We start from the raw sequence: 12,645 nt of genomic DNA on the forward strand, positions 1-12,645 counted from the left end.
AAAGATCAAGAGTAGCGATTAGGCAGCGACACCTTCTCTTTTGAGAGTTAGCGACGCCAGATATTGCTTTTGAAGATGGCCAGGACGGCGCGAGAGCACCGAGAAGAGCTGTTGTGCGATGAGCGTATAGCAGAAAGCTGATAATACATTTTTAGACTTCCCAGTCTTGGCTGATCCCTGCGGTAGAAAACCGCAGTGGCTGAAAGTATCAGCGCGCTTATAGCGTGTCAACCGCAATGACGTCAATCATCAAAGGAGCTACCTGTAAACATAATGAATAATTTTGTTGTGATGCATTGCCTCGTGACATAGCAAGATTTGAATTCGCGCGCAACTGTGGGATGCCACAGCTATGTAACAGGAAGTTCTGAATTTAATGTGTCTGGCAGTTGCAGTCCCCTCTACCGGAGCGCCTGGCATGAATGAGCAGTTGGAAAGTTATAAAGTGTGGAAGCTGGAAGATTTCTGAAGCAGATTGCGTGTCTCTCGCATACCGCAAAACTTGTGGGAGCCGGCTTGCTGGCGAATGCGGCTTGTTAGCAACAACTAAGTCGACTGACCCACCGCATTCGCCAGCAAGTCGGCTCCCACAGAGGTGAAGTGCCGATGCGAGCGAGGTTCAACCGGTTTTAACCATCCCCCGCAACACCTCACTCAACCCCTGCGCACTATCCCCCACCAAGACATGCCACACGCCATTCCCCAAATTTCTGACCCCTTGTGCGCCCAGCGTTTCCAGCTGATGGGCCGCCAGTGATTGCCCTTCCTTTAACTGCACCCGCAAACGCGTCAGGGCCACGCATTCCACCTCCGTCACACCCTTGCCACCCAGCGCCTTGAACCACTGCGAGGCTTGGGCGATGTCGACGGTCTGATGAGGCGCCTCGATCACCGGCTCTGCAGCAGTCGGTGCTTTGGCCGCGTGGGGCAGGGCGTTGCGCAGTTCGTCCGCCAGACCATCGGCCATTGGCCCGACCACCACCTGCAGGCTCCCGGCATTACCTGGCCGTACCACGGCCATCGCGCCCAAGGCCTTCAGTTCACTGTCTTGAGCCTTGCTGCGATCCGCCAGTTGCAGGCGCAGGCGCGTGGTACAGGCATCGATGCCCAATAGGTTGTCAGCACCGCCCAAGGCCTTGATGTACGCGCCCGCGCGGTCGCTTTGCGCCACGTGAGAGGCGCTGCTGGCGACCTGTTCGCGACCCGGTGTTTTGAGATTGAAGCGCCTGATGCATTGATCGAACACCACGTAGTAAACCAGCGCGTACGCCAGCCCCAGCGGGAACACCAGCCAGCCATTGGTGGACTTGCCCCAGCCCAGCGCCATGTCGATCGCGCCGCCCGAAAAGGTAAAGCCCAAGTGAATATTGAGCAGGTTCGCCAGAGCCATCGACAGCCCGGTCAGCAGCGCGTGCAGCACGTACAGCATCGGCGCGAGGAACATGAAGGCGAACTCGATGGGCTCGGTTACGCCGGTCAGCGCCGAGGTCAGTGCCATCGACAGCAGAATCCCGCCAATCAGCTTGCGGTTCTCCGGCAGCGCGTTGCGGTACATCGCCAGACACGCCGCGGGCAGGCCGAAAATCATCATCGGGAACATCCCGGTCATGAACTGGCCCGCATGAGGGTCGCCTGCGAAGTAGCGCGCCAGATCACCGGTGACCGCACGCCCGGTTTCCGGATCGGTGAAGGTGCCGAAGACGAACCACACCAGATTGTTGAGGATGTGATGCAGGCCGGTGATGATCAGGATGCGGTTCATCACGCCGAAAAAGAACGCACCGACACTGCCACTCTCCAGCATCAGTTGGCCGAGGGCGTTGATGCCTTGCTGAACCGGCGGCCAGATCAGGCCGAACAGTAGGCCCAGCGCCACCGCTGTCAAGCCGGTGACAATCGGCACGAAGCGTCGTCCACCAAAAAAGGCCAGGTACTCGGGCAGGGCGATGTCCTTGAAGCGGTTGTACATCGCGCCGCCCAGCAGGCCCGCGATGATCCCGGCGAGCATGCCCATGTCGATGTGCGGGTCGAGGACCTTGAGCGTCGAGGTCATCACCAGATAACCGATCGCCCCGGCAAGACCCGCCGTGCCGTTGTTGTCCCGGGCGAAACCCACGGCGATGCCGATGGCGAAGATCAGCGCCAGATTGCTGAAGATCGCGTTGCCGGCCGAGTGAATGATCGCGATATCCAGCAGGTCGGTATCACCCAGACGCAGCAGGAGCCCGGCGATCGGCAGAATCGCGATGGGCAGCATCAACGCGCGGCCCAGTCGCTGTAACCCTTCGATGAAGTGTTGGTACACGGCGTCTCTCCTTGAGGTTTTCGTTCTTGTTATTCAGGCGATGTCTGGTCAGTCAGGCGCTGGCTTTGCGCGTCAGCACCTGCGACTGAAAGGTGCGGCAGGCTTCGCGCACGTCTTCGGCGCTGCTCAGGTTCAACAAGTGTTGGGCCAGCGCCTGGCATTGCCGGGTGTCCAGTTCGCGCACCTGAGCCTTGATCTCCGCGACCTGTGGCGGGCTCACCGACAACTCGCGCACGCCCAGGCCAATCAGCACGGCGGTGGCCAGCGGGTCCGATGCCAGCGCGCCGCACACGCCGACCCAGCGGCCCTTGCTCTCGGCGGTGCTGCAGGTCATGGCGATCAGTCGCAGCAACGCCGGGTGCAGCGCATCGACGCGAGCGGCCAGGCCTGCGTGGTCGCGGTCCATGGCCAGGGTGTACTGCGACAGGTCGTTGGTGCCGATGGACAGGAAGTCCGCGTGCTCAGCCAACTGACCGGCGAGCAGCGCGGCAGATGGCACTTCAATCATTACCCCCAGTTCTGGGCGCTCAGAAATACCTGCCTGCAACGCCAGCTCATCGATGCGCGAGCGGACGGCGAGCAATTCGCCTACCTCGGTAACCATCGGCAGCAGGATGCGGCAGCGCGCCAAGGGCTTGATTCGCAGCAGGGCGCGCAGTTGCTGATCGAGCAATTCAGGGCGCGCCTGCCCCAGACGAATGCCGCGCAGGCCCAACACGGGGTTGACCTCGGCGGGGAGGGGCAGGTAGTCGAGTTGTTTGTCGCCGCCGATATCGATGGTGCGAATGATGACCGGCTTCTCAGGCATGGCATCGAGCACACCTTGGTAGGCCGCCAGTTGCTCGTCCTCGGTGGGCGCGGTGCTGCGGTCGACGAAGAGGAATTCGGTGCGCAGCAGGCCCACGCCGTCAGCCCCATTGAGTTGCGCGTTCTCGGCATCGGCGCGGGAAGCGACGTTGGCGCCGACATCGATCGTCACGCCATCCTGGGTCAGCGCCGGCAGGTGCGCGTGCTGTTGCTGGCGTTGCCGCTGTTCGAAGCGTTGCGTATGAAGGGTCTGAATACCGCGTAGGCGAGTTTCATCGGGCGCGAGCTCCAGGCGTCCGCTGTCGGCATCCAGCACCACTTCCTGCCCGGTGGCGACATCGAGCAGCGACGCGCCCAAGGCCACCACACACGGCAAGCCTTTGCTGCGGGCCAGAATGGCGACATGAGAGGTGGCGCCGCCCTCAGCCATGCAAATACCGCCGATGCCGCACTGCGCCAGCATCAGCAAATCCGAAGGCGTGAGTTCGCGGGCGACGACGATGGCGCCGGCCGGAACTTCCACATCGCGAGCATCGCCGATCAAGGTGAGCAACACCCGCTGACGCAGGTCACGCAGGTCGTTGGCGCGTTCGGCAAGCACGGTGTTGCCGAGGTTTTCCAATCGGTCGCATTGAACCAGCACGGCCTGACTCCAGGCGTGGGCAGCGCCGTGGCCTTGATCGATGGCGTCGTAGGCGGCATCGAGCAGGGCCGGGTCTTCGAGCATCGCCAGGTGGGTGGCAAAGATCGCACTCTGTTCGTGATGGTTGTGATCAAGGGCCACGCTGATGTCGGCGCGCACCTGCACCAGCGCTTCGCTGAGGATTTGCCGCTGTTCGTCGGGGCGATGCCCGCCGAGGTCTTCGTCCAGCTCAATAGTGTCGAGGCGAAACAGCGGACCGCTGGCCAAACCCGGCGAGGCCGTGACGCCGCGCATCACGCCCGGTTCGTTGTCTGCCGCATTAAAGTTCGCAGCGATGGTCGCGGTCGCAGGCTGTGGTTTTTCATCGGGCGAGGGCGTGGACAGCGCTTTGAGCAATGCCTGTAGCGCGACTTCGCTGTCATGGCCCAGACACACCACTTCCACTTCATCCTGCTCGGCAATGCCCAGCCCCATCAGGCCGGTGACGCTGTCGGTCGAGGCACTGGCGCCGGCGAAATGCAGCTCGGCGTGACTGGCAAACTGGCGGGCGGTCTGGCGCACCAGGGCAGCGGGGCGTGCATGCAGGCCGCCGTTGTGGGCGACGCGAATGCTGCCTCGGGCCTGTTTGGCCCGAACATCGGAATTGGAAGGATCTTGAGTCTGTTGGGCCAACGCTGTGACCGTCAGCAACGGTTCGCCGACATTGACCGAGCCTGACGGGTGAGTCAGGGCGAAGGTGAACTCATCGCCATTGAGCAGGATCAGCGGGGTGACCAGGCTGCGGCTTTCACGCGCCACTTTGTCCAGATCGAAGCGCAGCAGTGGCTGGCCTTCTTTCACTCGCTGGCCGTCCTTGACCAGCGCCTCGAAGCCCTCGCCGTTGAGCCCGACGGTGTCGATGCCCACGTGCAGCAACCACTCGCTGCCATTGTCGGCGCGCAGGTTCACCGCATGGCGCGTGCGCGCGACGTTGATCACCACCCCGGCGAACGGCGCGTGCAGCACGTCATCCAGCGGGTCGATGGCGAGCCCCTGGCCCATGGCGCCTTCGGCGAACACCGGGTCGGGAATCCGGGCCTGTTTCAGCACGGCCCCGCTGAACGGAGCGCTGAACGTCATTTGTTTATTGTTATGCATGACATCGTCCTTGCTGGCGTCGTTTGAGGCGGCGCGGGATCAGTGGGTTTTGGTGACTTTGCTCAGGTGTCGCGGCTGGTCCGGGTCCAGCCCTCGCGCTTGGGCAAGGCCTGCGGCCATCACGTAAAAGCTCTGGATGGCGAGGATCGGATCGAGGGCCGGGTGATCGGCGCAGGTCAAGGTCAGGTCGCGCTCGGCGATGTCATCGGGCGCAGCCAGCAGCACGGTGGCGCCGCGCTCGCGCAGGTCGGCGGCGAGGGCGAGGAGGCTGGCCTGTTCGGCGCCGCGGGTGGCGAAGATCAGCAGCGGATAGTGATCGCCCACCAATGCCATCGGCCCGTGGCGCACTTCGGCGCTGCTGAAGGCTTCGGCCTGGATGCCGGAGGTTTCCTTGAATTTCAGTGCGGCTTCCTGAGCGATGGCGAAGCCGGTGCCGCGACCGATGACCATCAGGCGCTGGCAATCGCGCAGTGCCTCGATGGCGGGCGACCAGTCCTGACGCGCCGCTTGGTGCAGGTGTTCGGGCAATGTCTGACCAGCCCGCAACAGCTCGGCGTCCTGCTGCCAGTGCGCAACAAGCCGGGCGCTGGCGCTCAGGGTGGCGATGAAGCTTTTGGTCGCCGCCACGCTCAGTTCAGGGCCCGCGTTCAAGGGCAGCACGTACTCGCACGCCTGTTCGAGGGGCGAGCCTTCAGCGTTGACCATGGCAATGCTCAAGGCGCCGCGCTCGCGCAGTTTGCGCAGGCTGTCCACCAGATCCGGGCTTTGGCCCGATTGCGAAAAACCTATCGCGGGCTGGTTTCGCACGCGCATCGGCGAGTCGTGCAGCGTCACCACCGACATCGGCAACGAGGCCACGGGCACACCCGCGAGCTGCATGGTCAGGTAGGCAAAATAGCTGGCGGCGTGATCGGAACTGCCCCGTGCCACTGACAGGATCACCTGTGACTCGGCGTTGCGCAGGCGTTGTCCGAGGTCGATCAGGCGCGGCTCCAGCACGTCCAGCTGACGGCGAACGGCGTCCGCGGAGGCGAGGGCCTCTTCAAGCATTTTTGAGTTCAAGGGTCTCTCCTTCGACCATGACGGCGGTGAGTTTCAGCTCGCGATCCAGGTAAACGGCGTCCGCCCAGCTGCCGGGTTGCAGGCGGCCACGTTCTTCGATGCCCAGATAGTCCGCAGGAAATTGCGACAGGCGTTGTGAGGCTTCGGCCAGCGGCAGGCCGATTTTCACCAGGTTGCGCAGCGCCTGATCCATGGTCAGCGTGCTGCCGGCCAGGGTGCCGTCGGCCAGGCGCACGCCGCCCAGGCACTTGGTCACGGTGTGACTGCCGAGCTTGTATTCGCCATCCGGCATGCCGGTGGCCGCGGTCGAGTCCGTGACGCAATACAGGCAGGGGATCGAGCGTAGCGCCACGCGGATCGCGCCGGGGTGCACGTGCAGCAAATCGGGGATCAGCTCGGCATAGCGCGCGTGGGCCAGGGCCGCGCCGACGATGCCGGGCTCGCGATGGTGCAGCGGGCTCATGGCGTTATAGAGGTGGGTAAAACTGGTGGCCCCGGCTTGGAGGGCATTGACGCCTTCTTCATAGCTGCCCAGGGTGTGACCGATTTGCAGGCGCACGCCTTTGCAAGACAGGGCCTTGATCAGCTCGACATGCCCGGCGATTTCCGGGGCAATGGTGATGACCTTGATCGGCGCCAGGCTCAGGTAATCCTCGACCTCGCTGAGCAGCGCGGCGTGGGCGTGATTAGGTTGAGCGCCGAGTTTTCCGGGATTGATGTAGGGGCCTTCCAAATGCACGCCCAGCACGCGGGCTGTTTCTGACGCGCGATGCTGACAATGCCCGCCCAGTTGTTCGAGGATCTGACGAATCTCGGCGGCAGGGGCGGTCATGGTCGTGGCCAGCAGCGAGGTAGTGCCGAAGCGCAGATGGGTGCGGGCGATGGTGTCGAAGCCCTCGGCGCCTTCCATGATGTCGCTGCCGCCACCCCCATGGACGTGCAGGTCGATAAAACCCGGCAGGAGGTAGGCCAAGTTGTTGTCCTGCGGGTTGCAGGGCACGCCTTGAATGCTCGTCACCCGTCCGTCGCGATGCTGCAACCGGCCGCGAATCCAGCCGTCGGGGGTGAGGATGTTGAAGTCGGACATGCAGGCTCCGTGGGTGGTTGAGCGCTTGGGTGCAGGGGTTAGCGACGGAGCTCGGCGACGAAATCGTAGTAATCGTCGCGGCAGTAGGTGTCGGTCAGCTCGATGGGGGTGTTGTCGGCCAGGTAGCCAATCCGCGTCATCAGCAGCATGGCGGTGCCGGTTTCCAGGCCCACCAGTGCGGCCATTTCTGCCGAGGCGTTGATCGCGCGGATGTGCTGCAGGGCGCGCACCACGGGCCGGCCGATGGAATCCAGATGCGCATACAGTGAATCGCCAATGGCTTCAGGCTCGGGCAACAGCGCGGCGGGCAGGGTGCTCAGCTCGACCGCCATGACGATGCCGTCGGCCATACGCAAGCGCTTGAGCCGCGCGACCTTTTCGGTGGGCGACAGGCTCAGGCGGATCAGTTCTTCGTGGGTCGGCAGGGCGACGTCACGTTGCAGCCACTGGGAGCTGGGGGTGAAACCTTTCAATCGCAGCATTTCACTGAAGCTGGAAAGACGCGACAAGGGTTGTTCCAGGCGAGGGGTAATGAACGTGCCCGAGCCCTGGCTACGGCGAATCAGGCCTTGCTCCAGCAGGATCTCCAGCGCCTTGCGAGCGGTCACGCGGGATATGTTCAGGGTTTCGCTGAGGCTGCGCTCGGAGGGCAATGCCTGTTCGGCTTTCCACTGGCCTGCATGGATGGCCGCTTCCAGATTGCGCGCCAACTGCAGGTACAGCGGCGTCGGCTGGCTGTCGTCGGGGCGCAGGGCGAGGATCGCATTCATCGTCGGGGTCCGAAGGGGTTGGAATTATGTTCGGAGAATGTGCCCGAAAGTAATACCACTTGCATACCACGTCAACGGGATTGGTATCAGAGGAAAGGGTTTTTTGGTCACAGGGTGGTGACGTTTGGCGGAGGGGGGCGCTGGACTTACGAATTGGAAATGCCGTTCGCTTTTGATTCTGGCCGGAGGCCGTAGGAGCCGCCGGGGTGGCGCTCCACCTTGCCAGCGATCTGCCGCGCAGCGGCAGCAAATTCGGTATGCGCGGTGCGTCAGAAGAAACGCAAGTGCCCGGTTTTGCTGCCGCTTCGCGGCAGATCGCGAGCAAGCTTGCTCCTACGCCTTCGGCAGAAGCAGCACGCGTCGAATGGTATTCAAGTGGCTTACGGCCGGATCTCGATCATCGTGCCGTCCTTGACCAGATCCCACACCTCACGAATGTCACTGTTCTTCATGGCGATGCAGCCATTGGTCCAGTCAAGCGTGTGGAAATACCACTCCGGGTACTCTTCGTTGATCGGCGTGCCGTGGATCATGATCATGCTGCCGGGGTTCACGCCTTCGCGGCGGGCGCGGGCGGAGTCGGAGATGTTCGGGTAGGAAATGTGCAGCGACAGGTTGTAGGCATCGCTGGTCTTGCGCCAGTCGAGCCAGTAGAAACCTTCAGGGGTACGTTGATCGCCTTCCTGCAGTTTTGGGCCTTTGGGGTATTTGCCCAGGGAGATGCGATAGGTCTTCAGCGCCTCGCCCTTGCTCATCAGTTGCAACTGGTGAGCGGACTTGAGCACCAGAATCTTGTCGATGCTGCGGTTGGCGATGTCTTGGGTGTCGACGACCTTGCCGTCGACGAACTTCTGCTCGCTGCCCTTGGGCACGATGGTCTGAGTGAACGCAGCCTGGGACAGCGGAACGAACGACAGACATAGAACAGCCAGCAACCAGCGCATGTACACGGTATCCCTGAAGCTCGCGCAGGCATCGCGCGTCGTCATCTGATCAAGTGGTTTTAAGGGGAGGTGAGACAGACAGGCAATCGGTATGCACCGGGAATTCTTGATGCCGCCGGTCGATAAAAAAGCATTCTAGGGTACGCCTGACCGTCTGGAAAGCCAGCTCGGACCAGGGAATGTCAGCCTCGTCGAACAGCTTTACTTCAAGGCTTTCGACGCCTGCGGCAAAATCCGGGCTGGCCATGTTGGCGCGGTAGAAAATATGCACCTGGCTGATGTGCGGTACGTCGATCATCGCGTACAGGTACAGGTCGTCCAGCACGGCGCAGGCTTCCTCGACGGTCTCGCGACGGGCGGCCTGTTCGACGCTTTCGCCGTTTTCCATGAAGCCTGCCGGGAGTGTCCAATACCCCAGGCGCGGCTCGATGGCGCGTCGACACAGCAATACCTTGCCCTCCCAGACCGGCAACACGCCCGCGACGATATTGGGGTTCTGGTAGTGGATGGTGTGGCAGTGATCGCACACGTAGCGCGGACGGCTGTCGCCCTCGGGGATGCGCTGGGTGACCTGTTCGCCGCAGTGGCTGCAGAATTTCATGATCGAATCGTTCCTTGCGTCAGCGTCTATCTTGGCGTGTGGCGCGGGTGATCGGCAAGCTGTGTCTTGTTTCAGGCCCCTCGATGGCAGGCCAAGGGGTTGGGCGCCTTCGCGCTTTGGTGCATCATGCCGGACAGGCAACAGATCGAGAATTCCCATGCTGGACGAGCTTCTTCGCCGTATAAGCAGCCACACGCCGGGCACTCTGGAAAATGACGGACGCTTCCCCGAGGCCGCGGTGCTCTTGCCTATCACCCGTAGCGACGAGCCTGAACTGGTGCTGACCCTGCGCGCCAGCGGCCTGTCAACCCATGGTGGCGAAGTGGCATTTCCCGGTGGGCGTCGGGACCCCGAAGACGTCGATCTGGTATTTACCGCATTACGCGAGGCAGAAGAAGAAATCGGCCTGCCGCCCGGTCTGGTCGAGGTCGTCGGCCCGCTGAGCCCGCTGATCTCCAAGCACGGCATCAAGGTCACGCCTTACGTCGGTGTCATTCCGGACTTTGTCGAGTACAAACCCAATGATGGCGAGATCGCAGCCGTCTTCAGCGTGCCGCTGGCGTTTTTCCGCCAGGACGCCCGTGAGCACACCCACCGTATCGATTATCAGGGCCGCAGCTGGTACGTGCCGAGCTACCGGTTCGGCGAGTTCAAGATCTGGGGCTTGACCGCGATCATGATCGTGGAGCTGATGAACGTGCTGTTCGACAGCAACATCAGCCTGCACCATCCGCCCAAACGCTCGGCCATTCTGACCCTGAAATCCTGAGCGTCGCTTCATTTACCGTGAGCCCCGTGCTCGACCCACGGCCGAAGAGCCGATCCATGAGGAAAACAATATGAAATACCGTCTGGGCGATTCCCGCGTCGAAGCGCACTCGCAAAGCTGGATCGCGCCCACCGCCACGCTGATCGGCAAGGTCCGTCTGCACGCCAACGCCAGCGTCTGGTTCGGCGCGGTGCTGCGTGGCGACAACGAGTGGATCGACATCGGCGAAAACAGCAATGTTCAGGATGGCACCGTGATGCACACCGACATGGGCTCGCCGCTGACCATCGGCAAGAACGTGACCATCGGTCACAACGTGATGCTGCATGGCTGCACGGTCGACGACAACACGCTGATCGGCATCAACTCGGTGATCCTCAATGGCGCGAAGATCGGCAAATACTGCATCATCGGCGCCAATTCGCTGATCGGCGAGGGCAAGGTAATTCCTGATGGCTCGCTGGTCATGGGCTCGCCGGGCAAGATCGTGCGCGAACTGACCGACGCCCAGAAGAAAATGCTCGAAGCCAGCGCCGCCCATTACGTTCACAATGCACAGCGTTACGCACGCGAGCTGGCTCCCCAGGAAGATTGATGTCCACAGAACACCCGATTCACGAAAAACCCGTACGCTCGCCCTGCGTGAGCATCTGTGCGCTGGACGAGGCCGACATCTGCGTCGGCTGCCAGCGCACGGTCGCGGAAATCACCGGCTGGAGCCGCATGAGCAACGACGAGCGGCGCGCCGTGCTGGTGCTGTGCGACGCGCGCGCGCGGGCCAGTGGGATGATGTTTTCGGTGCCTGGCCGATAGACTGGGCACTGCGCCGGACCTGTGGGAGCTTCTGGAGCTGTGCGACAGTGGCGAACGCGGTGTGTCGGGCAATTCACCTGCAACTGATCCACCGCGTTCGCTGCCGTCGTAACCTCCGACGTCTCCCACAGGTGTAGCGGTGTTGCAAAAAGCTGCGGCAATCATCGGATCACCCGTCACCCGCAGCGCCCCATTTCCCGGCCTTCATGTTAAATTGCGCGCCTTTATGACCTGCGGTTGCTCGCCTGTGGCGGGTTGCCCTCGATATCTGCTCCACGAGGACCTGAGATGACTCAAATCGGAACTCCGCTGTCGCCGACCGCGACCCGCGTATTGCTCTGCGGTTGCGGCGAGCTTGGCAAGGAAGTGGTGATCGAACTGCAACGTCTGGGCGTTGAAGTGATTGCCGTCGACCGTTACGCCAATGCTCCGGCCATGCAGGTCGCGCACCGCAGCCATGTGATCAACATGCTCGACGGCGCTGCACTGCGTGCCGTGATCGAGGCCGAGAAGCCGCATTACATCGTCCCGGAAATCGAAGCCATCGCCACCGCGACGCTGGTGGAGCTTGAGTCTGAAGGCTTCACCGTGATCCCGACCGCGCGCGCCACGCAGCTGACCATGAACCGCGAAGGCATTCGTCGTCTGGCCGCTGAAGAACTGGATCTGCCGACTTCGCCGTACCACTTCGCCGACACCTTCGAAGACTATAAGAAGGCCGTCGAAGACCTGGGCTTCCCGTGCGTCGTCAAGCCGGTCATGAGCTCGTCGGGCAAGGGCCAGAGCCTGCTGAAAACCGACGCTGACGTGCAGAAAGCCTGGGATTACGCACAGGAAGGCGGTCGTGCCGGTAAAGGCCGCGTGATCATCGAGGGCTTCATCGATTTCGATTACGAGATCACCCTGCTGACCGTGCGTCACGTAGGTGGCACCACCTTCTGCGCGCCGGTTGGCCATCGTCAGGAGAAGGGCGACTATCAGGAGTCCTGGCAGCCTCAGGCCATGAGCCCGGCGGCGCTGGCGGAATCCGAGCGCGTGGCCAAGGCCGTGACCGAAGCGCTGGGCGGCCGTGGCCTGTTCGGCGTCGAGCTGTTCATCAAGGGCGATCAGGTGTGGTTCAGCGAAGTCTCGCCGCGCCCCCATGACACCGGCCTTGTGACCCTGATCTCGCAGGACCTGTCGCAGTTCGCCCTGCATGCTCGCGCGATTCTGGGCTTGCCGATTCCGCTGATCCGTCAGTTCGGCCCTTCGGCCTCGGCAGTGATTCTGGTAGAAGGCACCTCGAACCAGACCGCATTCGCCAATCTGGAACAGGCGCTGAGCGAGCCAGACACCGCGCTGCGCCTGTTCGGCAAGCCGGAAGTCAACGGCCAGCGTCGCATGGGTGTGGCATTGGCCCGTGACGAGTCGATCGAAGCGGCGCGCCGCAAGGCCACCCGCGCTTCGATGGCGGTGAAGGTGCAGCTGTAAGCGTTCCCGCAACAAAAACGGCGCCCTAAGGGGCGCCGTTTTTGTTTGTGCTGCCGCAGTATCGGCCCACCCCTGTGGGAGCGAATTCATTCGCGAGACGTCGGTGCAGTCGACATAGAGAGGCCAGACATACCGGCCTCTCGCGAATGAATTAGCTCCCACAGGTTGTATTGCCAGTGCAAGACCGTGGGTCACTTCCCCCCAGTTTCAGCTCGAGATGTCTATGCGTTTACAGGT

At 62.4% G+C, this 12,645-nt stretch carries 11 protein-coding genes; 4 read left to right on the forward strand and 7 right to left on the reverse strand.

Annotated elements, in window-relative coordinates; translation table 11 throughout:
* Positions 1-619: 619 nt before the first annotated feature.
* From nagE to AC07V9_RS10155, 7 genes are all read right to left on the reverse strand, one after another.
* Complete coding sequence (gene nagE, locus AC07V9_RS10125; protein WP_495015580.1) at positions 620-2,305, reverse strand: N-acetylglucosamine-specific PTS transporter subunit IIBC; 1,686 nt, start codon at positions 2,303-2,305, stop codon at positions 620-622.
* Positions 2,306-2,357: 52 nt separating this feature from the next.
* Positions 2,358-4,892 carry a phosphoenolpyruvate--protein phosphotransferase gene (gene ptsP / locus AC07V9_RS10130; RefSeq protein ID WP_495015581.1) on the reverse strand — a complete coding sequence of 845 codons (2,535 nt, stop codon included), beginning with the start codon at positions 4,890-4,892 and terminating at the stop codon, positions 2,358-2,360.
* Positions 4,893-4,931: 39 nt separating this feature from the next.
* Positions 4,932-5,954 carry an SIS domain-containing protein gene (locus AC07V9_RS10135; protein WP_495015582.1) on the reverse strand — a complete coding sequence of 341 codons (1,023 nt, stop codon included), beginning with the start codon at positions 5,952-5,954 and terminating at the stop codon, positions 4,932-4,934.
* Entirely contained in the window at positions 5,935-7,041 is a 1,107-nt protein-coding gene (nagA, locus tag AC07V9_RS10140) for an N-acetylglucosamine-6-phosphate deacetylase (RefSeq protein WP_495015583.1), read from the reverse strand. The genes AC07V9_RS10135 and nagA overlap by 20 nt, the downstream gene beginning before the upstream one ends.
* A 38-nt stretch (positions 7,042-7,079) precedes the next feature.
* Positions 7,080-7,811, reverse strand: a complete 732-nt coding sequence (locus AC07V9_RS10145; RefSeq protein ID WP_495015584.1) for a GntR family transcriptional regulator — start codon at positions 7,809-7,811, stop codon at positions 7,080-7,082.
* Positions 7,812-8,191: 380 nt separating this feature from the next.
* Entirely contained in the window at positions 8,192-8,755 is a 564-nt protein-coding gene (locus AC07V9_RS10150) for a L,D-transpeptidase family protein (RefSeq protein WP_495015585.1), read from the reverse strand.
* A gap of 49 nt (positions 8,756-8,804) precedes the next feature.
* Positions 8,805-9,356 carry an NUDIX hydrolase gene (locus tag AC07V9_RS10155; protein ID WP_495015586.1) on the reverse strand — a complete coding sequence of 184 codons (552 nt, stop codon included), beginning with the start codon at positions 9,354-9,356 and terminating at the stop codon, positions 8,805-8,807.
* Positions 9,357-9,513: 157 nt separating this feature from the next.
* On the opposite strand from AC07V9_RS10155, the gene AC07V9_RS10160 reads away from it, so the two are divergent.
* From AC07V9_RS10160 to purT, 4 genes are all read left to right on the forward strand, one after another.
* Positions 9,514-10,125: a CoA pyrophosphatase gene (locus AC07V9_RS10160; RefSeq protein WP_495015587.1), complete on the forward strand. Its 612-nt coding sequence runs from the start codon at positions 9,514-9,516 to the stop codon at positions 10,123-10,125.
* A gap of 70 nt (positions 10,126-10,195) precedes the next feature.
* A complete protein-coding gene (locus AC07V9_RS10165; protein WP_495015588.1) occupies positions 10,196-10,720 on the forward strand; it encodes a gamma carbonic anhydrase family protein in 525 nt (174 codons plus the stop codon).
* Entirely contained in the window at positions 10,720-10,938 is a 219-nt protein-coding gene (locus tag AC07V9_RS10170; RefSeq protein WP_495015589.1) for a DUF1289 domain-containing protein, read from the forward strand. The genes AC07V9_RS10165 and AC07V9_RS10170 overlap by 1 nt, the downstream gene beginning before the upstream one ends.
* Before the next feature lie 288 nt (positions 10,939-11,226).
* Positions 11,227-12,408: a formate-dependent phosphoribosylglycinamide formyltransferase gene (gene purT, locus AC07V9_RS10175; protein WP_495015590.1), complete on the forward strand. Its 1,182-nt coding sequence runs from the start codon at positions 11,227-11,229 to the stop codon at positions 12,406-12,408.
* Positions 12,409-12,645 lie beyond the last annotated feature (237 nt).

The organism is Pseudomonas sp. GW821-FHT02A11 (assembly GCF_059421985.1).